Source organism: Bradyrhizobium sp. HKCCYLRH2047 (genome assembly GCF_051168175.1).
Lineage (GTDB): Bacteria > Pseudomonadota > Alphaproteobacteria > Rhizobiales > Xanthobacteraceae > Bradyrhizobium.
Genome location: NZ_JBNPUM010000005.1, coordinates 478,882 through 501,212, shown reverse-complemented (window position 1 = coordinate 501,212; position 22,331 = coordinate 478,882). Strand labels below are relative to the sequence as shown.

24 protein-coding genes are annotated in these 22,331 nt (G+C 65.4%); 15 read left to right on the top strand and 9 right to left on the bottom strand.

Annotated elements, in window-relative coordinates:
- Positions 1-14: 14 nt before the first annotated feature.
- Entirely contained in the window at positions 15-1,229 is a 1,215-nt protein-coding gene (locus ACQR1D_RS15595; RefSeq protein ID WP_316183484.1) for a M20 family metallopeptidase, read from the top strand.
- Positions 1,230-1,237: 8 nt separating this feature from the next.
- On the opposite strand, the gene ACQR1D_RS15590 is transcribed toward ACQR1D_RS15595, so the two are convergent.
- The 4 genes from ACQR1D_RS15590 to ACQR1D_RS15575 all read right to left on the bottom strand — a co-directional run bounded on the left by ACQR1D_RS15590 (position 1,238) and on the right by ACQR1D_RS15575 (position 6,235).
- Positions 1,238-1,594, bottom strand: coding sequence for a carboxymuconolactone decarboxylase family protein (locus ACQR1D_RS15590; protein ID WP_315712545.1), 357 nt, complete (start codon positions 1,592-1,594; stop codon positions 1,238-1,240).
- 8 nt (positions 1,595-1,602) lie between these two features.
- Positions 1,603-4,824 carry an efflux RND transporter permease subunit gene (locus ACQR1D_RS15585; RefSeq protein WP_316183485.1) on the bottom strand — a complete coding sequence of 1,074 codons (3,222 nt, stop codon included), beginning with the start codon at positions 4,822-4,824 and terminating at the stop codon, positions 1,603-1,605.
- Complete coding sequence (locus ACQR1D_RS15580; RefSeq protein WP_316183486.1) at positions 4,821-5,810, bottom strand: efflux RND transporter periplasmic adaptor subunit; 990 nt, start codon at positions 5,808-5,810, stop codon at positions 4,821-4,823. Before ACQR1D_RS15580 ends, ACQR1D_RS15585 begins: the two co-directional genes overlap by 4 nt.
- A 125-nt stretch (positions 5,811-5,935) precedes the next feature.
- A complete protein-coding gene (locus ACQR1D_RS15575) occupies positions 5,936-6,235 on the bottom strand; it encodes an ArsR/SmtB family transcription factor (RefSeq protein ID WP_315800450.1) in 300 nt (99 codons plus the stop codon).
- A gap of 120 nt (positions 6,236-6,355) precedes the next feature.
- On the opposite strand from ACQR1D_RS15575, the gene ACQR1D_RS15570 reads away from it, so the two are divergent.
- The 5 genes from ACQR1D_RS15570 to ACQR1D_RS15550 all read left to right on the top strand — a co-directional run bounded on the left by ACQR1D_RS15570 (position 6,356) and on the right by ACQR1D_RS15550 (position 10,230).
- Complete coding sequence (locus ACQR1D_RS15570) at positions 6,356-7,642, top strand: NAD(P)/FAD-dependent oxidoreductase (protein WP_315800380.1); 1,287 nt, start codon at positions 6,356-6,358, stop codon at positions 7,640-7,642.
- On the top strand, positions 7,639-8,079 hold the full coding sequence (gene trxC, locus ACQR1D_RS15565) for a thioredoxin TrxC (protein ID WP_316183488.1): 441 nt from the start codon (positions 7,639-7,641) through the stop codon (positions 8,077-8,079). Before ACQR1D_RS15570 ends, trxC begins: the two co-directional genes overlap by 4 nt.
- A gap of 61 nt (positions 8,080-8,140) precedes the next feature.
- Positions 8,141-8,344 (top strand): YgaP family membrane protein, encoded by a 204-nt coding sequence (locus tag ACQR1D_RS15560; RefSeq protein WP_315739305.1) that lies wholly within the window; start codon positions 8,141-8,143, stop codon positions 8,342-8,344.
- A 37-nt stretch (positions 8,345-8,381) separates the two neighbouring features.
- Positions 8,382-9,827, top strand: coding sequence for a cytochrome c oxidase accessory protein CcoG (gene ccoG, locus ACQR1D_RS15555; RefSeq protein ID WP_434839078.1), 1,446 nt, complete (start codon positions 8,382-8,384; stop codon positions 9,825-9,827).
- Between the two features lie 196 nt (positions 9,828-10,023).
- Positions 10,024-10,230, top strand: coding sequence for a hypothetical protein (locus tag ACQR1D_RS15550; protein ID WP_315712536.1), 207 nt, complete (start codon positions 10,024-10,026; stop codon positions 10,228-10,230).
- Between the two features lie 22 nt (positions 10,231-10,252).
- On the opposite strand, the gene ACQR1D_RS15545 is transcribed toward ACQR1D_RS15550, so the two are convergent.
- Complete coding sequence (locus tag ACQR1D_RS15545) at positions 10,253-10,891, bottom strand: TetR/AcrR family transcriptional regulator (RefSeq protein ID WP_434839079.1); 639 nt, start codon at positions 10,889-10,891, stop codon at positions 10,253-10,255.
- A gap of 265 nt (positions 10,892-11,156) precedes the next feature.
- Here ACQR1D_RS15545 and ACQR1D_RS15540 point away from each other — a divergent pair, with 265 nt between their 5' ends.
- The 9 genes from ACQR1D_RS15540 to ACQR1D_RS15500 all read left to right on the top strand — a co-directional run bounded on the left by ACQR1D_RS15540 (position 11,157) and on the right by ACQR1D_RS15500 (position 20,146).
- Entirely contained in the window at positions 11,157-12,017 is an 861-nt protein-coding gene (locus tag ACQR1D_RS15540) for an FAD binding domain-containing protein (protein ID WP_316236721.1), read from the top strand.
- On the top strand, positions 12,014-12,547 hold the full coding sequence (locus ACQR1D_RS15535; RefSeq protein ID WP_434839080.1) for a (2Fe-2S)-binding protein: 534 nt from the start codon (positions 12,014-12,016) through the stop codon (positions 12,545-12,547). The genes ACQR1D_RS15540 and ACQR1D_RS15535 overlap by 4 nt, the downstream gene beginning before the upstream one ends.
- Complete coding sequence (locus tag ACQR1D_RS15530; protein ID WP_434839081.1) at positions 12,544-14,919, top strand: xanthine dehydrogenase family protein molybdopterin-binding subunit; 2,376 nt, start codon at positions 12,544-12,546, stop codon at positions 14,917-14,919. The genes ACQR1D_RS15535 and ACQR1D_RS15530 overlap by 4 nt, the downstream gene beginning before the upstream one ends.
- 24 nt (positions 14,920-14,943) lie before the next feature.
- Complete coding sequence (locus ACQR1D_RS15525; RefSeq protein WP_434839082.1) at positions 14,944-16,194, top strand: ABC transporter substrate-binding protein; 1,251 nt, start codon at positions 14,944-14,946, stop codon at positions 16,192-16,194.
- A 10-nt stretch (positions 16,195-16,204) separates the two neighbouring features.
- Positions 16,205-17,077, top strand: coding sequence for a branched-chain amino acid ABC transporter permease (locus tag ACQR1D_RS15520; RefSeq protein ID WP_315800372.1), 873 nt, complete (start codon positions 16,205-16,207; stop codon positions 17,075-17,077).
- Positions 17,077-18,078: a branched-chain amino acid ABC transporter permease gene (locus ACQR1D_RS15515; protein ID WP_434839083.1), complete on the top strand. Its 1,002-nt coding sequence runs from the start codon at positions 17,077-17,079 to the stop codon at positions 18,076-18,078. Before ACQR1D_RS15520 ends, ACQR1D_RS15515 begins: the two co-directional genes overlap by 1 nt.
- Positions 18,075-18,830, top strand: a complete 756-nt coding sequence (locus ACQR1D_RS15510) for an ABC transporter ATP-binding protein (RefSeq protein WP_316183494.1) — start codon at positions 18,075-18,077, stop codon at positions 18,828-18,830. Before ACQR1D_RS15515 ends, ACQR1D_RS15510 begins: the two co-directional genes overlap by 4 nt.
- Positions 18,823-19,542, top strand: coding sequence for an ABC transporter ATP-binding protein (locus ACQR1D_RS15505; RefSeq protein WP_315800369.1), 720 nt, complete (start codon positions 18,823-18,825; stop codon positions 19,540-19,542). Before ACQR1D_RS15510 ends, ACQR1D_RS15505 begins: the two co-directional genes overlap by 8 nt.
- 259 nt (positions 19,543-19,801) lie before the next feature.
- The gene (locus ACQR1D_RS15500) at positions 19,802-20,146 is read left to right on the top strand and encodes a Lin0512 family protein (protein ID WP_315800448.1); all 345 of its coding nucleotides are present in this window, start codon (positions 19,802-19,804) and stop codon (positions 20,144-20,146) included.
- Positions 20,147-20,832: 686 nt separating this feature from the next.
- On the opposite strand, the gene ACQR1D_RS15495 is transcribed toward ACQR1D_RS15500, so the two are convergent.
- The 4 genes from ACQR1D_RS15495 to ACQR1D_RS15480 form a co-directional block, all read right to left on the bottom strand.
- Positions 20,833-21,030: a cysteine rich repeat-containing protein gene (locus ACQR1D_RS15495; RefSeq protein ID WP_434896134.1), complete on the bottom strand. Its 198-nt coding sequence runs from the start codon at positions 21,028-21,030 to the stop codon at positions 20,833-20,835.
- Complete coding sequence (locus ACQR1D_RS15490; RefSeq protein ID WP_434840040.1) at positions 20,978-21,376, bottom strand: hypothetical protein; 399 nt, start codon at positions 21,374-21,376, stop codon at positions 20,978-20,980. The genes ACQR1D_RS15495 and ACQR1D_RS15490 overlap by 53 nt, the downstream gene beginning before the upstream one ends.
- 118 nt (positions 21,377-21,494) lie before the next feature.
- Positions 21,495-21,857, bottom strand: coding sequence for a hypothetical protein (locus ACQR1D_RS15485; protein WP_315800366.1), 363 nt, complete (start codon positions 21,855-21,857; stop codon positions 21,495-21,497).
- A 70-nt stretch (positions 21,858-21,927) separates the two neighbouring features.
- Positions 21,928-22,326, bottom strand: coding sequence for a hypothetical protein (locus ACQR1D_RS15480; protein ID WP_315800365.1), 399 nt, complete (start codon positions 22,324-22,326; stop codon positions 21,928-21,930).
- Between the last annotated feature and the right edge of the window lie 5 nt (positions 22,327-22,331).

Here is a 22,331-nt window from a genome sequence, read left to right as displayed (position 1 = left end):
CAAGGATTGACCCGATGGACCGCAACGACCTGCTCGCCCGCATCGATATTCCCGCCTCGCTCGCGCTGCTGTCGCGCATGGTACAGCACAAGAGCTATTCGAAGACCGAGGGCGAGAAGCAGCTCGCGGCCTTCATGGCCGAACAGATGAGCGCGATCGGCCTGGATGCCGGCCTCGCTCCGTTCGGGGCCGAGGGCCGGGTCAACGCGGTCGGCCGCTGGCACGGCACCGGCGGCGGCAAGAGCCTGCTCTTCAACGGCCATGTCGATACAAATCCGGTGACCGAGGGCTGGACCGTCGATCCCTGGGCGGGGAAGGTCGACGACGACTTCATCTACGGCATCGGCGTGTCAAATATGAAGGCCGGCGACGCCGCCTATTTCTGCGCGGTCAAGACGCTGATCGAGGCCGGCGTGAAGCTGCGGGGCGATGTCATCCTGACCTATGTGGTCGGCGAGCTGCAGGGTGGAGTCGGCACCTATTCGCTGCTAGAGCAGGGGCTGCGCGCCGACTATTTCATCAATTCGGAGCCGACCGACCTCAAGGCGATGACGATGCATGCCGCGGCCTTCATGTTCATCATCGAGCTCGTCGGCAACACGCGGCATCTGTCGAAGCGCGAGGAGGCGGTGGACGCGATCACCGCCGCCTGCGATCTCATTCCGCGTCTCAACGCGATGCGGTTCTCCGGCGCGCGTTCGCCGGCACATGAGGCCATCAACCGCGTCCATGTCGGCGTCGTGCACGGCGCGCTCGGTCGTGAGTTGCACGAATGGCGCACGCCGCAGGTCGCGGATTTCGTCCGCATCAAGGGCTCCGGCCGTTACGCTCCAGGGCAGACCGAGCAGGGCGCGCTCGCGGACATGCGGCGCGAGCTCGATGCGCTGGAGGGGCGTTTTCCCGGCCTGAAGGCCCATCTGATGTCGGAGGACCGCGCCGGCGTGCCGACCATGCCGCCATTCGAGGTCGCGCCGGACAGCCCGATCGTTCGTGCCGTCAACAATGCCTATCGCGTCGTGCGCGGCGCTTCCCAGCCGACCGGCCCGGTGGCGCCGAGCTGCTTCTACGGCACCGATGCCGGCCATCTCTATACGTATGGCGGCATGGAGGGCATCGTCTGCGGGCCGGGCGGCCGCTACAACACGATGCCGGACGAGCGCGTCGACATTCCCGACTATCTCGACATGATCCGCATCTACATGCTGGCCATTCTCGATATCTGCGACTGAACCTGCGCTCAGGCGGCGGCTGCCTGTTGCTGGAATTGCTCGAACGCCGCAATCGCATCGGCGGCATACATCAACGACGGTCCGCCGCCCATGTAGATCGCCATGCCGAGCGTCTCCTCGACCTCCTGCCGGCTTGCACCGAGACGGACGAGCGCCTCCGCGTGGAAGCCGATGCAGCCGTCGCACCGGACGGCGACCCCGATCGCCAGCGCGATCAGCTCTTTGGTCTTCTTGTCGAGCGCGCCATCAGCGGCGGCGGCCCTCGCCAATGCAGAGAAGCCCTGCATCACGTCCGGAATGTCCTTGCGCAGCGTCTTCAGGTTACCCGAGATGTCCTTGCAGATCTCGCTGTACAGTTTGGTCATGATAGCTCCTACGACATCTTCGTGGTGGGTTTGCCGGGCTCGCGCAGCGCGATGTAGATCGCGGGGATCACGAGCACGGTGAGCAGGGTGGAGGAGGCCAGACCGAACAGCAGCGAGATCGCCAGACCCTGGAAGATCGGATCGAGCAGGATCGTCGCAGCACCGATCATCGCCGCCAGCGCCGTCAGCAGGATCGGCTTGAAGCGCACGGCGCCGGCCTCCAACACGACGTCGCGCAGGGTCTTGCCCTCGCCGCCGCTGTGGCGGATGAAGTCGACCAGCAGGATCGAGTTGCGGACGATGATGCCGGCCAGCGCAATGAAGCCGATCATCGACGTCGCGGTGAACGGCGCGCCCAGCAACCAGTGGCCGAGCAGGATGCCGATCAGTGTCAGCGGGATCGGCGTCAGGATCACCAGCGGGAGCCGGAAGCTCTTGAACTGCGCCACGACCAGAACGTAGATGCCGAGGATGGCCGCGCCGAATGCGGCGCCCATGTCGCGGAAGGTCACGTAGGTGATCTCCCATTCGCCATCCCACAGCAGCGTCGGACGGGACTCGTCCGCCGGCTGGCCGTGGAAGCCGATCACCGGCTTCGGCAGCTTGCCCCAGTCATGGGCGTCGATCCGGTCGGCGACCGCGAGCATTCCGTAGAGCGGCGCCTCGAACCGGCCGGCGAGTTCTGCCATCACCATGTCGGCAAAGCGGCCGTCGCGGCGGAAGATCATCGGCGACCCCTCTTCCATGGTGGCCTTCACCACCTGGCCGAGTTCGACGACAGTCTTGCTGCCGGGCAACGTGTTGGCGGGCACCGGCGTCGATGCCAGGGCCTGACTCCAGCTCTTGTCGTGCTTCGGCAGACGCACGGCGATCTCGATCGGATTGCGGTCTTCGCCGCGATGCGAGTAGCCGACCGAGACGCCGCCGAACAGCGTCTGGATCGTGTCGTAGACGTCTCGCTGCTCGACACCGAAGAACTCGAGACTGTCCTGGTCGATCGACAGCCGCAGCCGCGGCCGGCGCTGGCCGATGGAATCGTCGATATCGACGATGAAGGGAACGTCGGCGAAGACCTTCTTGAGTTCGGTGGTGACGGCGCGCCGGGTCGCCGCGTCCGGACCGTAGATCTCGGCGAGCAGGGTCGCGAGCACCGGCGGCCCGGGCGGTACTTCGACCACCTTGATGCTGGTGCCGGCAGGCACAGGGATGCTCTTCAGCCGCTGCCGCAACTCGAGCGCGATGTCGTGGCTCGCGCGCTTGCGGTCGCCGCGCGCGGCGAGATTGACCTGTAGCTCGCCGAGCTCGGGCCGCTCCCGCAGATAGTAGTGCCTCACGAGACCGTTGAAGTTGAACGGCGCTGCCGTGCCGGCATAGCTCTGCACGGTCGTGATCTCCGGCAGCCCATGCGCGATGTCGGCGGCCGCGAACAGCGTGCGCTCGGTATCCTCCAGGCTCGCGCCTTCGGGCAGGTCGACCATCACCGCGATCTCCGACTTGTTGTCGAACGGCAGCAGCTTGACGGTGACGGACTTGGTCGCGAACAGGGTCATCGACAGCAGGGTGGCGATGCCGACGCCGAGCAGGAAGATCCAGGCGGAGCGCTTGCTGGCGACGATCGGGCGCGCGACGCTGCGATAGATGCGTCCGAGACGGCCTTCGCCATGCGCGTCATGAGAGTCCGCAGAGGCGCTGGTCGACCTCGGCGCCAGCCGCAGCATCAGCCACGGCGCCACCACCATGGCGACGAAGAACGAGAACAGCATCGCCGCCGAGGCGTTGGCCGGGATCGGCGCCATGTAGGGACCCATCAGTCCCGACACGAACAGCATCGGCAGCAGGGCGGCGACCACGGTCAGGGTCGCGACAACGGTCGGATTGCCGACTTCGGCGACGGCCTCGATGGTGGCCTGCAGGCGCGGCCGGCCGTCATGCATGCCCCAATGGCGCGCGATGTTCTCGACCACGACGATGGCGTCGTCGACTAGGATGCCGATCGAGAAGATCAGCGCAAACAGGCTGACCCGGTTGATCGTGTAGCCCATCAGATTGGCGGCGAACATCGTCAGCAGGATCGTGGTCGGAATCACCACGAAAGTGACGAGGGCCTCGCGCCAGCCGATGGCGACCGCAATCAGCACGACGATCGAGATCGTGGCGAGGCCAAGATGGAACAGCAGCTCGTTGGCCTTCTCATTGGCGGTCTCGCCGTAGTCGCGCGTCACCGTGACGGCGACGTCGCTCGGAATGAGACTGGCCTTCAGCCCTTCGAGGCGCTGCGCGATGTCGTGCGACACCACCACGGCATTGGCGCCGGCGCGCTTGGCGAGCGCAAGACTTACCGCCGGCACCCGGTGCCAGTCGCCCTTGTCGTTGCGGGCGTCGTCCCAGACGCGGTGCTCGGCGAGATTGGGGCCGATGACCACGGTGGCGACGTCGCGCACATAGACGGGACGACCATCGCGCGTCGAGATCAGGAGCAGGCCGATATCCGGGATGCCCGTGAGCGTCTGGCCCGCGGCGACATTGCGCACGATGCCGCCGTCGCGAACGTCTCCGGCCAGGAACGAGCGGTTCGCGTCCTTCACCTTGGCGACGAGCTGCTGCAGGGTCACGCCGAACAGCGACAGCTTTTCCGGATCGGGCTCGACCCGGATCTGCTGGGCGCCGCCGCCGGAGATATAGGTCAGGCCGATATTGTCGACCTTGGTCAGCTCCGCCCGCAGCTTGTCGGCGAGCTCGTAGAGGTCCTTGTCGGACCAGCGCCCGGCGGCCTCCGGCTTCGGCGACAGCGTCAGCACGGTGACGGCGACGTCGTTGATGCCGCGGCCGACGATCAGCGGCTCGGGAATGCCGACGGGGATGCGGTCGAGGTTGGCGCGCAGCTTCTCGTGGACGCGCAGGATCGCGTCCTCGAACTTGGTCCCCACCAGGAACCGCGCGGTGACCATGACACGGTCGTCCTCGGTCTGGCTGTAGACGTGTTCGACGCCATCGATCGCCTTGACGATGGTCTCCAGCGGCTTGGTCACGAGCTCGACGCCGTCGGGCGCACGCAGGCCGTCGGCGTTGACACGGATGTCGACCATCGGCACGCTGATCTGCGGCTCTTCCTCGCGCGGAATCACGACGACGGCGATGAGGCCGACCACGAGCGCCGCGAGCAGAAACAGCGGCGTCAGCGGCGAGGCGATGGTCGCCTGGGTAAGCTTGCCTGAGAGTCCGAGTTTCACGGCTGCACCAACTGGTCGCCGGCGCGCAGGCCGGACAGGATTTCAAGTCCATCGGGGAGATCGGCGCTCGGCAGAGCGCGTCCGCGCTGCACCGGAACGCTCACCTTCTGCGTCCCTTGCTGTAACTGGACATAGTCGATGCCGAACCGTGTCGTAACGTAGCGGGACGGAATCACGAAGGCGTCGCGCTGGCCGCCGGAGATCCAGACCCGCAGCCGGTCGCCGACGAAATACTGGCCGAGACCCGAGACGATCGCGTCCGCCACGACCCGGCCTTCCTCGATCTGCGGATAGACGAGGTCGATCACGCCCCATTTGTCGGAGCTGTCGCCGAACTCGGCGCCGTCGACCCGGACCTTGTCGCCGGCCTTGAGAAAGAGAGCGTGGCGCTCGGGCACGCGCAGTCGCAGCTTGAAGTTCTGCTGCGCCACCGTGACCACGGGATCGCCGGGCAGCACCACCGACCCGACGGCAACCAGCTTCTTCAACACGCGGCCGTCATCGGGCGCCAGCACCTGGCCTTCGCTCATCTGCTGGTTGACCACGGCGCGCTCGGCGGTCTTGGCCCGCAGCGAATTCTCGGCGACGTTCAGCGCGGTGCGCGTCTCGTCGAGCTTGACCCGGGGCAGGGTGCCACGCTCGACGAGCCCCTCGGTGCGGGTGAAGTCGATCTGCGCCTGATTGGCCTGGGCCTGCAGCGCTTCGATCTGGGCGTCGAGCGATTTGATCTGCAGGGCCAGTTTGTCGTCGCCGATCAAGGCGATGGGCTGGCCGCGCTTGACCGGGTCGCCTTCGCGCACCGAAAGCTGCACGATGGTGCCGCCGATGCGGCCGCGGGCAGGGACCACGCTGATGCTCTCCACCGTCGCGAACACCGCCTTCTCGTCGGCGACCTGCCGCGGCGCCACCGTCAGCGTCTCCGCAAGGGCCGGCGCTGCCTGCCACGCCATCGCGGCGATCAAGCTCAGGACCGATAATCTGCGCATCAGCCTATTCCTGTCTGGTTTGATTCGAATTGTGAGATTGGGCGAGCCGTCCGCGGTCGGCTGCAGACATCTCACCTGGATGGGGGTTCCCGTTTGATATTGGTCAAGATGCCGGTCCGGCATCCTCATAGTCTCGGTCGCGGTCTCGGCCCGCAGTACACCTGATAGAGCGTCTTGAGGACCTCGCGGGCCGGATCGCTTGTGATCGAATAGTAGATCGTCTGCCCCTCGCGCCTGGCGGTGACCAGGCCGTCCTTGCGCAGGAGCGCCAGGTGCTGCGACACGGTCGAATCGCGCAGGCCGAGAAACTCGGCCAGTTCTCCAACCGACCGCTCGTCGTCGACCAGCTGGCAGATGATCAGGAGGCGATGGCGGTTCGACAGCGCCTTCAGGAGGTCGCTGGCCTGGTCCGCCGCCGCTTCCATGATGTCAGCATCAATTTTCATAGTTGCGTATATACAGATATTCGAATATATAGTCAAGGCCGGCGGCGGCGCCGCGGTGACATGAAGCAAGAATGAATCAAGTGCGGATGGAGGATCCCAATGGCGGAAATCGTGGTGATCGGGGCGGGGCTGAGCGGCTCGCTGATGGCTTATGAAATGTTGCCGCAACTGAGGAGGGAGGATCGCGTGACCGTTGTCTCGCAGGGGTCCTCCTATCATTTCGTGCCATCCAACCCATGGGTGGCCGTGGGCTGGCGCAAGCGCGACGAGATCGAGATCGATCTGGTTGACGTCATGCAGCGCAAGGGCATCCGTCTGCTGACGCAGGGCGCCAAGCGCGTGCATCCGGCCGAGAACCAGGTCGAGCTGACGGATGGCGGCATGGTGGCATACGATTATCTCGTCGTCGCCACCGGTCCCGAACTCGCCTTCGACGAAATCCCGGGGCTTGGACCCGATGGGCATACACAATCCGTGTGCCACGTCGACCACGCCGCTCATGCCAAGGCGGCCTTTGACAGGCTCGCCGAGAAACCCGGGCCGGTGATCGTCGGTGCGGTACAGGGCGCCTCCTGCTTCGGCCCCGCTTACGAATTCCTCTTCATCCTGGAAACCGAGCTGCGCCGGCGCAAGATGCGCGACCAGGTGCCGATGACCTTCGTGACCTCCGAGCCCTATATCGGCCATCTCGGCCTCGACGGTGTCGGCGACACCAAAGGCCTGCTGGAAAGCGAGATGCGCGAAAAGCACATCAAGTGGATCACCAGCGCGCGCGTCACCAAGGTCGAGGATGGCCGCATGTTCGTGGAGGAGGTCGCCGACGACGGCACCGTCCGCAAGACGCACGAGCTGCCGTTTGCCTATTCGATGATGCTGCCCGCCTTTCGTGGCGTGGGGGCCGTCCGCGGCATCGACAAGCTCACCAATCCCCGCGGCTTCGTCGTCGTCGACAAGCATCAGCGTAATCCGACCTTCCCCAACGTGTTTGCCATCGGCGTCTGCGTTGCGATCCCGCCGATCGGGCCGACGCCGGTGCCGGTCGGCGTGCCCAAGACCGGCTTCATGATCGAATCGATGGTAACGGCGACGGCCTTGAACATCGGGGCGCTGCTGCGCGGCCAGGAGCCAAAAGCCGAGCCGACCTGGAACGCGATCTGTCTTGCCGATTTCGGTGATTCCGGCGTCGCCTTTCTGGCCCAGCCGCAGATCCCGCCGCGCAACGTCAACTGGTCGTCGAAGGGAGAGTGGGTGCATTACGCCAAGGTCGCCTTCGAGAAGTACTTCCTGCGCAAGATGAGGCGCGGGACGCCCGAGCCGTTCTACGAGAAGTTCCTGCTCGACCGGCTCAACATCGCCAAGATCAAGGAGGTCAGGACCGGGACATGAGCAACGGTTTGCAGATCGTGTGCGGCCATTGCGGGCAGATCAACCGTCTGCCCGCGGACCGGGTGCCGACGCAGGGGAAATGCGGCAAGTGTCATACGCCGCTGTTCGGCGGCCATCCGATCGAGGTCGACCAGGCCGCGTTCGAACGTCATGTCGCGCATAGCAGTTTGCCGCTGCTCGTCGACGTCTGGGCGCCGTGGTGCGGTCCATGCCGTGCGATGGCGCCGATGTTCGCGCGCGCGGCCCAGGAGCTGGAGCCGCGTGTGCAACTCTTGAAGCTGAACTCGGACGAGGCGCCGGAGGTGTCGGCACGGTTCGGCATCTCCGGAATTCCGACCATGCTGCTGTTGCAGCAGGGGCGGGAGCTGGCGCGGATCTCGGGTGCGATGGACTCGCAACGAATCGTCGCCTGGGCGCTGTCCGGCCTGCGGCAATAGCCGTACCGCCGGGCAGTCACTTGCTTGATTACGCTCAAATGCAACCATGAAGGAATATGTCATGAACGTCGACAAAGCGGTTCTCACCTTCGCAGGGATCGTCGTCCTGCTCAGTCTGGCGCTGGGTTGGTACGTCAGTCCCTACTGGTTCTTGCTGGCGGCCTTTGCTGGCGTGAACATGATCCAGGCCTCGTTCACGGGCTTCTGCCCGGCAGCGATCGTCTTCAAGAAGCTGGGGCTCAAGAGCGGCAACGCGTTCTCCTGAACCGATCGGAAGGACGGCAAGATGAAGCGGGGATATCATGGCTGACTCGGACGACACCTATATTGTCGGGCCGCTCTACAAGGCGCGCGACAAGGTCTATCCGGCGGCCGTGCACGGCCGCTTCCGGCGCATCAAGTGGACGATCCTGTGCATCACACTCGGCATCTACTACCTGCTGCCCTTCGTCCGCTGGGATCGCGGACCCGGCATGCCGAACCAGGCGGTGCTGGTCGATTTCCCGCACCGCCGGTTCTACTTCTTCTTCATCGAGCTGTGGCCGCAGGAGGTCTACTACTTCACCGGCCTGCTCATCATTGCGGCGGTCGCCCTGTTCCTGATGAACGCGGTCGCCGGCCGGCTGTGGTGCGGCTATCTCTGTCCGCAGACGGTGTGGACCGACCTGTTCTACGCCGTCGAGCGCTGGGCCGAGGGCGACCGCCGTGAGCGCATGCTCAGCGACAAGCGCGGCTGGACCTTCACCCATTTCCGCCAGGTTGCGCTCAAGCACTTCCTCTGGATCATGATCGGCTGGTGGACCGGGGGCGCCTGGGTGCTGTATTTCGACGATGCGCCGACCCTGGTGAAGGACCTTGCCACCTTCCAGGCGCCGTTCACCGCCTATCTCTGGATCGGCATCCTGACGGCGACGACCTATGTGTTCGCCGGTCACGCCCGCGAGCAGGTCTGCATCTATATGTGCCCGTGGCCGCGCATCCAGGCGGCGCTGACCGACGAATGGGCGCTCAACGTCACCTACAAGGGCGACCGCGGCGAACCGCGCATGTCGGTCAAGAAGGCGGAAGCCGCTCGGCTGCAGGGCGCACCCGCCGGGGACTGCATCGACTGCCACCAATGCGTAAACGTCTGCCCGACCGGCGTCGACATCCGCCACGGCATCCAGCTCGGCTGCATCCAGTGCAGCCTGTGCATCGACGCCTGCGACAGCGTGATGACCCAGATCGGCCGTCCGACCGGCCTGATCGGCTACGACACCGACATCAACGTCCAGCGCCGCAAGGAAGGCAAGCCCGAGATCTACCGGATCATCCGGCCGCGCACGATCATCTATGCGAGCTTCATCGCGATCGTCGGCGGAATCATGCTGTACTCGCTGGCGACGCGCGGCACGATGGGCATCAACGTGCTGCATGAACGTAACCCGCTGTTCGTGCAGTTGTCGGATGGCGGCGTCCGTAACGACTACACGGTCCGCCTGCTCAACAAGCGCGGGCCGCGCGACTTCGTGCTGGACGTCGTGGGGCTTCCGAACGCCAAGGTGACGGTGGCCGGCGAGACGCGCGAGCAGGACGGTCGCATGGTGATCGATGTGGGCCAGGATCAGACTCGCGAGATCCGCATGTCGATCGAGGCCAAGGGGGCCGACCTTCCCTCCGCGCCGGTGGACATCGAGATCAAGATCACGGATCCGGCGACCGGGACGTCGGTCAGCAAACGCGATCACTTCGTTCCAGCGACACGATAGAGCAGTGTCGTTCGATCGCCGACCGCGAGGCATCGCCGACAGTCCGTCGGCTCATCGGGACTGATCGAGGGAGGAGCGGTCGCTCCTCCCTCGATTGCTGAGTCCGGTTGTTCCAAATCAATGCCGCCTGGAGGCCGCAGGCAGAGCATTCTCGCGTCAAGGGATCGAAAGCTTTCCTACTGGCGGAGAAGGACAGATGTTCAAGGTCGCAATTCTCATCTGGGTCATGCTGGGCACGGTGCTGGCAGGCAGCGCGGTGACGGCATTGTTGACGGTGCAGGGGCTGGTCGCGAGTCCGATGAAAGACCTGCCGTTGGCGGCGCTGGTCGGATTCGTCGTCGCCATGCCGCTATCGTATCTCGTCGCCGCGAAGATCAAGGGCGGGCGCGGCCGGACGGCGTGACGGTCGTCGACGACGGGCCGGATCATCGTAATGGTCCGGCCTGATCGTCGTGCAGCAGTCGCGGGAGTGCCAGTCTGGCGCCGTCCATGAAGAGGTCGATCGCATCACGGACGGTCTGCTCGAGATCAGATGGAACGGGTGTTTCGTAGATGAACTTTCGGATCGCGAGATAGAAGATGCGTCCGTGCAGTCCCCAGAACATCTCCGCCTCGCGGCTGCCGAGGGGGCGGGTCGCGGTGTCCGGGAGCTGCAGTTCATGCCGCAGCTCGATCGCGGCAGGCTCGATGATCTCGCGCCGGACGAGGTCGAGATAGCGGCCGGTGATGCCGAACGACTTCATGCCGGAGAACACGAAGATCCGCACCCAGTTGTATTCGAACACGCGCGCCACGTAGTCGAGATAGAAGCCGGTCAGTCGCGCCTTGAGCGGATGGCTGCGATCGCGGATCAGCGGGCCCCAGTCCTGCGACCAGCGGCTCAGATAGACCTCCTGATAGACGCGTTCGATGAGGGCTTCCTTGCTGGGGAAGTGCCGGTAGATCACCGAATGCGCGATGCCCATGCGCTTGGCGAGCTCCCGCGTCTGGCCTTCGAAGCCACGCTCGGCGAAAAAGCGGATCGCTTCATCCACGATCAGGCGCTCGCGGTCGGCAGCGCGCATGTTGCGGCGCCTCGCCTGTGGGCGGCCGTCGGTTTTGCGCGGGCGTCCACCAATGCGGCCCTTCGTCTCAACGCTCGCTGTCTTCGGAGTCCTGGCCATGGTCTCAATCGATTGTGGCGACAAGCCTGTCTGATACCCGAAAGCAGATTTGTGACCAATCGTTCGTTTCTGGTTGACCGCACTGCCGCCGCGTGCAATTGTTTTGAGACCAGATGGTTACAAATCTGGAATTTCGGGCTGGCGAGCCCTGGCGGCGAGGAAACGGATGAAAGCGAGGGCTTTCAGCTATTTTCGTGCACACACGATCGGCGAGGCGCTCGAAGCTCATGCGAGCGCCGGCGACGATGCGCGATTCATTGCCGGTGGCCAGAGCCTGGTTCCGGCGCTGGCGTTGCGTCTCCAGGCCCCGCGAACTCTGATCGATATCAACCACATTGCAGAGCTGCGCGGCATCACGCGGGACGGCGAATGGTTGCGGATCGGCGCCTTGACCCGGCACTGCGAGATGCTGACCGATCCCTTGATTGCCGAGTTTGCCCCGCTGTTGCGTGCCGCGGCGCCGTTCGTCGCGCATCCTGCCATCCGCAATCGCGGGACCTTTGGCGGCAGCGTCGCGCTGGCCGACCCGGCCTCCGAATTTCCGGCGATGGTGCTGGCGCTCGACGCCGAGATCGAGATTGCCGGCGCGTCCGGCCTGCGCCGCGTCAAGGCCGACGACTTCTTCACCGACCTTTTTGAGACTGCGATCGCGCCCGGCGAGCTCCTCGTTGCGGTTCATGTTCCTCTCTTCAAAGCCGGTCAGCGCATCGCGTTCGATGAGCTGGCCCGCCGGCGCGGCGACTATGCACTGGTCGGTTGCGGTTTGCTCGCGACCTGCCAGGGCGATCTGATCGAGCGCCTCCGCATCGCGTTCTTCTCGGTCGGCAATATCCCGACCCGTGCGAGACGGGCGGAGGCAGTCCTCACGGGCAGCCGGATCGATGCGGCACGGATTGCGGCCGCGCAGGCCGCGCTCGACGACGATCTCGCGCCTGCTGACAGCGACGATGTTCCGGCGGCGATGCGCCTGCATCTGGCGCGCGTTCTGCTCGGCCGTCTGCTGGGACGGATCGGAGAAGCCGCATGAGCGCGCCGGTCGACGTCGAGGCCGAGGAGCAGGTCCGTATTCGCCTCATCGTCAACGGCCGCAAGGTGGCGTGTGACGTCGCGCCCCGCGACACGCTGGTGGATTGTCTTCGCCAGCAGCTCGAATTGACCGGCACGCATGCCGGTTGCGAGATGGGCGCCTGCGGCGCCTGTCTGGTTCAGCTCGACGGCGCTGCCGTGCATGGTTGCCTGATGTTTGCCGTGCAGGCCGATGGTGCGCGCATCGAGACCATCGAGGGGCTCTCGGAGAGCGGCGTGATCGCCGACCTGCAAGCCGAGTTTCATCGGCGCAATGCGCTGCAATGCGGGTTCTGCACGCCGGGCATGCTGATCACCGCTCATGAGCTGTTGACCCATTCGGCACGGCCGAGTCGCGAGAGCATCCGCGACGCGCTCTCGGGCAATTTCTGCCGCTGCACCGGATACGAAGCGATCGTCGACGCCATTGCCGCGGTCGCCGCGGCACGGGCGGCAACGCCATCGCAGGGCGCGGAGGGCTCGTCGCCATGACCGTGCCGCTGACCTCGCTCGACCGTCCGAATTCCTATATCGGCCGCTCCGTCCCGCGTCCGAATGCGAAGCGGCTGCTCGCCGGACGCGGGCGCTACGTGACCGACATTCGCCTGCCGCGCATGCTGTACGCTGCCTTCCTGCGCAGCCCTTATGCTCATGCACGCATCACCGGCATCGAGGTCGATGCGGCGCGGGCGCTTGCGGGCGTTCATCTGGTCGCGACCGGCGCTGATCTGGCGAAGATCTGTACGCCATGGACCGGAACACTCGATCATTTCAAGGGCATGACGTCCGAGCCGCAGCTGCCGTTGCCGCTCGATCGCGTCGTCTGGGCCGGCCAGGCCGTGATTGCCGTGGTTGCCGAGAGCAGGGCGATCGCGGAGGATGCGCTGGAGCTGATCTCGGTCGGTTACGAGGAGCTGCCGGCGGTGGTCGATCTCGACGCCGCTCGCCAGCCGCGGACACCGCGGGTCAATCCGGCTTCCGCATCCAACGTCTGCTTCCGTACGCAGCTCGACAGCGGCGGCGTCGACGAGGCCTTCGCGTCGGCCGCGCACGTGATCGAGCAGGACTTCAGCTTCGGCCGCCATACGCCGGTGACGCTCGAGCCGCGCGCCATCATTGCGGACTATGATCCCGAGAGCGGCGCGCTGACGGTGCATCATGCGACGCAGACGCCGTATCAGTTCCAGGACCTGTATTCCCGTCACTACGGCATCCCGGAAGCCCGCGTGCGCGTAATCGCGCCGGACATCGGCGGCTCGTTCGGCATGAAGCTGCATGTCTATCACGAGGACATGGCGGTCGTCGGATTGTCGATCCTGCTCGGGCGCCCGGTCAAATACGTCGCCGATCGCATCGAGTCCTTCGTCTCGGATATTCATGCCCGCGATCACCATGTCCACGCGCGCATGGCCGTTGGTACCGACGGCAAGATCCTCGCCATGGATGTCCACGATGCCACGGCGATCGGCGCGTTCTCGACCTATCCGCGCACCAGCGTCGTCGAAGGCAACCAGGTCATCCGCCTGATCGGTGCGCCCTATGATTTCAAGTCCTATCGCACCGAGCTCGAGGTCGTATTCCAGAACAAGGTGCAGACCAGCCAGTATCGCGCGGTCGGACATCCCATCGCCTGCGCGGTCACCGAGCGCATGGTGGATCTCGCCGCTGCCCGCGTCGGGCTCGATCCATTCGCGATGCGCGCCAGGAACGTGATTGCCGACAATGCCTATCCGACGGCTTCGCCGACCGGCTACAAGTTCGAGGCGCTGTCGCACGAAGTCTGCCTGCGGCGGCTGCGCGAGATCATGGACTACGACGCGCTACGGGCCGAGCAGGCCGAGCTGCGCCGGCGCGGTATCCATCGCGGCATCGGCATCGCGACCTTCGTCGAGATTACGAACCCCAGTCCGGCCTTCTACGGCGTCGGCGGCGCGCGCATCTCGTCGCAGGATGGCGCGACCGTCAGCCTGACGCCGTCGGGCGAGGTGCGCTGCGCGATCTCCGTGACGGAGCAGGGGCAGGGCACCGAGGCGATCATCAGCCAGATCGTCGCCGAGCAGCTCGGCCTCGCCCAGGAGCACGTCAAGATCATCACCGGCGATACCGAGGTCACGCCGCATGGTGGTGCGACCTGGGCCTGCCGCGGCGCGGGCATCGGTGGCGAGACGGCACTGCAGGCCGCGCGGAAGCTCAAGGCAAACATTCTGGAGATTGCCGCGCTGGTGCTGCAGGAGCAGCCCGCCGCGCTCGACGTCGTCGATGGCCAGATCGTCAGTGCCGCGACGGGGCAGCCGCGTCTGCCGGTCGCCGAGATCGCGCGCATCGCCTATTTCCGCTCCGACACCTTGCCGCCGGGCACCCAGGCGCAACTGACGGTCAGCCATCATTTCGCGCCGCAGGGCTACCCCTTCGCCTTCACCAACGGCATTCAAGGCTGCTATCTCGAAGTCGATGTCGAGACCGGCTTCATCAGGCTGCTGAAGCACTATGTCGTCGAGGACTGCGGCCGCATCATCAATCCGATGCTGGTCGACGAGCAGTTGCGCGGCGGTGTCGTTCAGGGTCTGGGCGCGGCGCTGTTCGAGGAATGCCGTTACGGTGAGACCGGCCAGTTGCTCAACGGATCGCTGGCCGACTATCTGGTGCCGATGGCGATGGAGATGCCGGACATCACCATCGATCACGTCGAGACGCCGACGGCGGACACCATTCTCGGCGCAAAGGGCTGCGGCGAGGCCGGCACCGCCGCTGCCTCGGCCTGCGTGCTGAATGCGGTCAATGATGCGCTGATGCCCTTCGGCGCGACCATCAACACCATCCCGATCACGCCCGCGCGCGTGCTCAAGGCGCTCAACCGGTTCTAAGAAAAACGAATGAGGGAGGAGATCATGCCAAGCTACGAGACGAGGCTGCGACGCACAGGAATATCCCGCCGCACGGCGCTGATGGGGATGTCGGCCGGTGTCGCCACGCTCGCGATGCCGCGCCTGGGACGCGCCGCCGATGACACCATCCGCATCGGCTTTCCGACGCCGCTGACCGGCCCGTTCGCCGCCGAGGCCCGTGACCAGGTCAAGTGCGCCGAGCTCGCCGTGAAGCTGGTCAACGACAAGGGGGGCATCGCCGGCCGCAAGGTCGAGCTCCTGGTGCGCGATGACAAGCTCAACGCCGGCGAGGCCGCGACGCGGACGCTGGAGCTGATCGAGAAGGACAAGGTGCACGCCGTCGTCGGCGCGCTCTCCAGCGCCGTCCAGCTCGCCGTCAACGAGGTGACGCGCGCCCGCGGCGTGATCTACGTGTCGATCAGCCAGTCCGACACCATCAACGAGGCCAAGGATTTCAGCAAATACACCTTCCACGAGGCGCTGAACCCGCACATGACCACGGCGGCCGTGGCCCGCCAGACGATCAAGAAGGGCATGAAGGTCGCGCATCTCGTGGCCGACTATGCCTACGGCCATGAGATGCTGCGCGGCTTCAAGCGGGCGCAGGCCGCTGTTGGCGCCGAGAGCGTCGGCGAGATCCTGCATCCGTTCGGTGCGGCCGACTATTCGACCTTCATGCCGCGGCTGATGTCGCTGCGCCCGGACGTGCTGTGCATCAGCAATTTCGGCCGCGACCAGGCCAACGCGATCAAGCAGGCGGTCGACTTCGGCATCAAGCAGCAGATGAAGATCGTGGTGCCGGTGATCCTGCACAACCAGCGTCTCGCCGTCGGGCCTGACGTGTTCGAGGGCGTGGTCGGAGGCGCCAACTATTATTGGGGTCTCGAGACCCAGAACAAGACCGCGGCCGAGTTCAACAAGGCGTTCCGGGCCGCCAATGGCGGCGCGATCCCGACCGATTACGGCGCCTATGGCTACTCGGGCGTCGGCTCGCTGCTGCAGGCGATGCAGGCCGCCGGCGGCACCGACACCGACAAGGTCGTCGCGGCACTGGAAGGACTGCAATACGACCTGACCAAGGGCCCGCAGCACTACCGCAAATGCGACCACCAGTCGGTGCAGTCGGTGCTGGTGCTGGAGTCCAAGAAGAAGTCGGCGATGGCCAACGAGAACGACCTGTTCGCGATCGTAGCCAGCGATCCCGGGGCGGACGAGATGCTGCGAAGCTGCAGCGAACTGGGTCATCCCACCTGATCCCGATCGCATGGACCTCTCGCTGATCATCATGCAGCTGTTTTCCGGCATCGCCCTTGGGGCGGTGCTGGTCATCACTGCGCTCGGTCTCACCATCGTGTTCGGCATGCTGGGTGTCGTCAATTTCGCCCACGGCGCGTTGTTCATGATCGGGGCCTATGCCGGCCTGTATGTGGCGTCGCTGACCGGCAGCTTCTGGTGGGGCTTGCTGCTCGCGCCAATTCTGGTCGGCGCATTCGGCATGCTGATCGAATACGTCCTGGTCCGTCGCCTGTATGGCCGCTCGATCGATGATCCCCTGCTGCTCACTTTCGGTCTCAGCTACATCCTGGTCGAGGGCGTGCGCATCGTATTCGGCAGCGATGGCATTCCGTTCCCGACCCCGTCGCAGTTGGTCGGCGTCGTCGATCTCGGTGTCGGCTTCTTTCCCAAATATCGTCTGTTCGTGATCGCGCTGGTGGCCGTCGTGCTGCTGGTGCTCTGGCTGATGCTGGAGAAGACCCGGGTCGGTCTGATCGTCCGGGCCGGCGCGCGTGATCCGCTGATCATGCGGGTGCTCGGGGTCGACATCGGCAAGGTGTGGCTCGCGATCTTCGGCCTTGGCGTCGGTCTCGCCGCGCTCGGCGGCGTGCTGGCGGGACCCATGCGCAGCGTCAATCCGGAGATGGGAACGCTGGTGCTGGCGGAAGCCTTCGTCGTCACCGTGATCGGCGGCCTTGGCTCGATCGTCGGTGCTGTCGTCGCCGGGCTGATGGTGGGGATCTGCATCAGCATGGTCGCGCTGTTCGCGCCCGAGATGGCGACGATCGTGATGTTCGCGCTGATGGCGGCCGTGCTGCTGGTGCGGCCGCAGGGTCTGTTCGGCCTCAAGGGGAGAGCGTGATGACGGTGCAGTCGACCGGCGAAGCACCGCCGCTTCCTCAGGCGCAGCGTCTCGTCGCGGTTCTCGCGGATCACCGCGTGCTGGTCTCGCTCATTGCGCTGGCGCTGCTGCCCTGGCTGCTGCCGTCGAAGGCGCTCGCCGTGAACGTCCTGATCTACGGCGTCGTGGTGATGGGCTACAATCTGCTGTTCGGCTACACCGGGCTGCTGTCGTTCGGCCACGCCGCCTTCTTCGGCACCGGCGCGTATCTGACCGGCATCGCCATCGGCCGCTGGGGCCTGCCATGGTTCGTCGCGGTGCCGCTGGCGATCGCCGCGAGCACCTTGCTCGCCGCGTTGATCGGCACGATCTCGACGCGCACCCGCGGCATCTATTTCTCCATGGTCACGCTCGCGCTGGCGCAACTCGTCTACTACTTCGCGCTGCAGGCCTCCTCCTTCACCGGCGGCGAGAACGGGCTGCGCGGCTTCACGGTCGAGCACATCGGTCTGTTCGGCGCGCAGATCAACTTCCTCGATCCCGTGAACAAATATTACGTGCTGATGGTGCTCGCGGCGATCGCGATCTGGGTGCAGTCGCGGATCCTCAACTCGCCGTTCGGCGCCGTGATCGAAGCGATCAGGGAGAACGAGCAGCGCGCGCGGGCCTGCGGCTACGACGTCGAGCGCTGCAAGCTGATCGTGTTCATGCTGTCGGGCGCGATCTCCGCCGTCGGCGGCTGCATGTCGGCGCTGCATCTGTCCATCGTTCCGCTCGACATCCTGCACTACCAGACCTCCGGCATGATCGTGATGATGGTGCTGCTCGGTGGCGCACGCAGCTTCTTCGGGCCGTTCGTCGGCGCCGCCACCTTCCTGATCCTGGAGGACGTCGTCTCGCTGTGGACGCCGCATTGGCAGATCGTCGTCGGCGCCATCTTCGTCGTGTTCGTGCTGTTCCTGCCCAAGGGCATCTGGGGCACGTTCCTCGATGTGCTGCCCATCGCGAGGCAACGCCGATGAGCACCGAGCTGCTGCGCGCGGACGGGATCGGCCGTCGTTTCGGCGCCTTCGTCGCGCTGGAAGGCATCTCGGTCGCGTTCGCGGCCGGCGAGCTGACCTCGATCATCGGCCCGAACGGGGCCGGCAAGAGCACCTTCTTCAACATTCTCTCCGGCACGCTGTCGCCGAGCAGCGGCACGTTGCGGTTCAAGGGCCGCGAGCTGAACGGCCTGCCGCAGCATCGCTTCGTGCATCAGGGCATCTCGCGCTCGTACCAGATCACCAACATCTTTCCCGATTTGTCGGTCCACGAGAATGTCCGGGTCGCCGCGCAGGCCATGCGCGTGAGCTACGACATCTGGCGCAAGCGCGCCGATCTTGCCGAGCTCGGCGAACGCGCCGATGCAGCCTTGATGGCGGTCGGCCTGATCGGCCGGCGCGGCGAGCTCGCCAAGTACCTCGCCCACGGCCAGCAGCGCGCGCTGGAGATCGCGATTGCGCTGGTCTCCGAGCCGGAGCTTCTGCTGCTCGACGAGCCGACCGCGGGCATGGGGCCGGAAGAGACCAAGGAGATGGTGGCGCTGCTGGAGCGGCTCGCGGAGAAGCGCACGGTGCTGCTGGTCGAGCACAAGATGAAGATGGTGCTCGGCTTGAGCCAGCGGGTGCTGGTGCTGCATCACGGCCGGCTGCTCGCCGATGGTCGTCCTGAGGACATCCGATCCAATCCGGACGTGCGCCGGGTCTATCTGGGACAGAGTGAGGGCTATGGCTGAGACCGCGTTGCTCGAGCTCGACAATGTCCAGGCCTGGTACGGCGCCAGCCACGTGCTGCACGGCATCTCGCTGCGCGTGAACGAGGGTGAGGTGGTGGCGCTGGTCGGCCGCAACGGCGCCGGCAAGACCACGACCTTGCGTACCGTCATGGGACTGATGCCGAAGGCCTCGGGCAGCGTGCGCTTCGCCGGCCAGGGCCTGCTGCCGCTGGCCGCGCACAAGCGCTTCCATCTCGGCCTCGCCTATGTGCCGGAGGAGCGTCGCATCGTGCCGGGCCTGTCCGTGCGCGAGAATCTGCGGCTTGGGCTGGTCGCCGCCAAGGCCGACATCGACGAGCGCGTGGCATTCGCCGAGATCGCCGAGACCTTTCCGCGATTGAACGAGCGGCTGGACCAGGAGGGCGTCACGCTGTCGGGCGGCGAGCAGCAGATGCTGGCGATCGCGCGCGCCTTGATCGCGCGGCCGCGCATGGTGCTGCTCGACGAGCCCTCCGAAGGCATCATGCCGGTGCTCGTCGAGGAGATGGGCGTGCTGTTTCGCCGGCTGCGCGACCAGGGCAAGACCTTGCTGCTGGTGGAGCAGAATGTCGAATGGGCGCTGCGGCTCGCCGATCGCGCCGTCATCATCGACCAGGGCGAGGTCGTGCATGAGAGCAGCGCCGCGGCGCTGCTGGCCGACAAGGACATCCAGGATCGCTACTGCGCGGTGTGATGCCGCGGGGGGCGCCGTCGTCGCGACGAGCCATCTCCCTCCGGCGGCGGCCGTTGCGGCAGGCGCGCAAGCCCGATGCCCGCGGCCCGAGACCATCTCACGGGCTTTCTCAGCGTCTGAGCGTCATCATGTACGATATACGCCCGCAATGGATGACCGTTTTGATGCGGAGATCGTCGTCGATCTGCACCGGCTTGCGCCGGCTGCGTCGTTGGCTATGGTCGTGCCAGGCCGGCAAAGCGAGACGAGGGAACACGTCATGGCGCGCATCCGCTGTATCACCGAGATGGGAATGGGCGTCGACGTCCACGGCCGCGACGCCACCAAGGCGGCCAGGCGGGCGGTGTCCGATGCGATCCGTCATTCCAGCCTGGGCTTCTTCCGCATGGTCGGCAAGACGCCGCAGGACATGTTCGTCGACGTCACCATCGGCGTGCCGAACCCCGAGGCGGTGGACACCGCGGCCGTCGCCAAGGAGCTGCCCTATGGCACGGTCACCGTCACCGCCGTGAAGGGCGGGCTGGAGATTCCGGCCGAGGCCGGCAGCGACGCCATCATCATCGCCAATGCGGCGGTGCTGGTCCATCTCGACGATGGCAAGTGAGAGCTCGCGCCCATCTCGCTGAACGGATTGTTCTGATGTGAATGTCAAACAGCCGGATATGCGATCGCGATCCCGCGGCGCGTTGCGCGCCCGGGTGATATCAGAACGATGTCCCTCTCGAGAGGAGAGGGCGCAGGGAAGACCGGGTATCCGCTGATACCCGCGGCCCCCGTGCGTGAAGAAGTGCACGGGGCAGGAACCACAGGCTCAGCCGGACATTCCGGCCTTCCCTGCGCAACGGTTTGACGGCTTATACGTGCTCTCCCCGGGGACCGGCTTGTTTGCCCCCGTCGCCAGCTGGTCATCATCTCGGCCGGCTTGACCTCAGCATCGGGAGGCCAGGACCACACGATTTCGCCGGCGCCTTCTGCCGTTCGTCCGCACGGAGAACCATGCTGCGGCAGCCTGCGCCCGTCGCATCACCGCCTCCACGTTCGTGACGATCGCGAAGCGCCCCTCATGGCGAGGCGGGACAGGCGGAGTATTTCATAGAATTCGGAAAAACGAAAGCGAAATTTTCGTGGACGCGGCATGCGAACCCCGATCGCATTGGAAAGGCTGGTGTTTGGCGCCGAAGATCGGCTTCGTCTGGGCGCAGGCGATCTCGCCCGGGCGCGGCCGGATCGCCGTGGAAGTTGCCGGCTGGCCTGCGCCCGGAACCGGGCCAGGCCAGCCGATGCGCATGCTCAGCGTCTTTGGCCTTTGCCTCGGCCGGGTCCCGTCGTGTCGAGAGCCTGGCGGCAATCCGCTGAGACTTTCTCGCGGTTGGTCTCGAGGCAGGCGCGAACCTGGCCTGCGCCGTGCTGCTTGCCGGAGCAGAAGCTCTGGATGTCAGCGGCGCATTGCGTTGCCACCGGCCCGGTTCCCTGAGCGAAAGCGGGCATGGCCGCGGTGGCGGCGATGACGATGGCGAGTTGCAAGGACGTCCTCATTCAAGCCTCCTTGGGGAGTGGTGTAGGCACGGTAGCGAGGTAGCGTGTGTCCTGCGTCCGTTCGTTGCGCAGGATCAAGCCGAAGGGGATCGCGCCGGAGGAACGGCGTCGCGTTCCGGGAATCGTACCTGGACGAGACGGCGTGACTGCCAGGAAGCTGCTCCACGATGATGATATCGCCGACATCGAGAGGCAGTACCAATACCTGCTGCGTCAGCAGCATGACCGCGATGGCTTCGATCTCCTCGAAGGCAGCCGGCACATCGGTGACGATGTCAGCGGCCCTGCGGAAGCTCACCCCCGTCGACCTGAGGCCACCGTCCTACGCTCACCCCGCCGCTCGATCGGCTCGCTCGCACGCCCCTGCGGCTGCGCGCTGCGATGACGAGACGGGTCTCAGAAGCCGGTCCGCGCACTCAAGACAAGCTGATCTCGGTTTCGCCGTCCGGCCCGATGAGCGTCAGCACTCCGGGCGTGCCCTCGCCACCGGAGAGGTAGTGATAGCTATCAAGTGCATGTCCGCTGGGAATGCCGAGAAGCTCAGCGAGGCCCGTCAACCTGTCTTCGGCAAACATGAACGGCCTGGCTGGGGACGGCGTGGCGACGATTGCGGCAGGCCTTGTAGCCATGCGCTTTTCGATGTCGGCGAGATATTGCTCGAGGCTCGGCGGATTCGGCATCTTGGCGGCAATCATCGGATAGGCCTCGATCGCTTTCTTACGGACCGCGTTGCGAGGTGCGGCGTCGCGAACGTGGAGGTTGGTGATGAACGATCCCATGGCTCCCTTCCGCAGTTCGGCTGCCCAAAGTCACGTTTGGCTCGAGAGCGCCCGTCACTGGGCGCCACAACTACGGAGCGTAGGCACCATGGGCGGCTGTGATACTCTCGCAGATGACGTCGACATATTCGTCATAGAACATGATGCGAAAATGTCGGCAGCGGGCAAGATGCCGCTGGGAGAAGCTCATCAGCCAGGCTGATCGTCCCAGGTCCACCACGGCGGCTTGATCGATCGCGGGCCCCCAATCGACGGTTTCACGGGAATAGTCATGGACTTCCTCTGGGGTGACTTGATGCACTTGAGTCTTGTGAAGGATCAAGTGTCGCATATCGTCCTCGGAAGCCCAGTCCGGGTTCAGATAGTCGAGGGCGATCAAGTTCAATCCGTGGCCGAAAAAGTGCGCTCGTCGCAGCTCTGGTCCGCGTCCGTCAGCCCAGATCCAATCGCGCAAGACCGGCTTGTACATCGCAG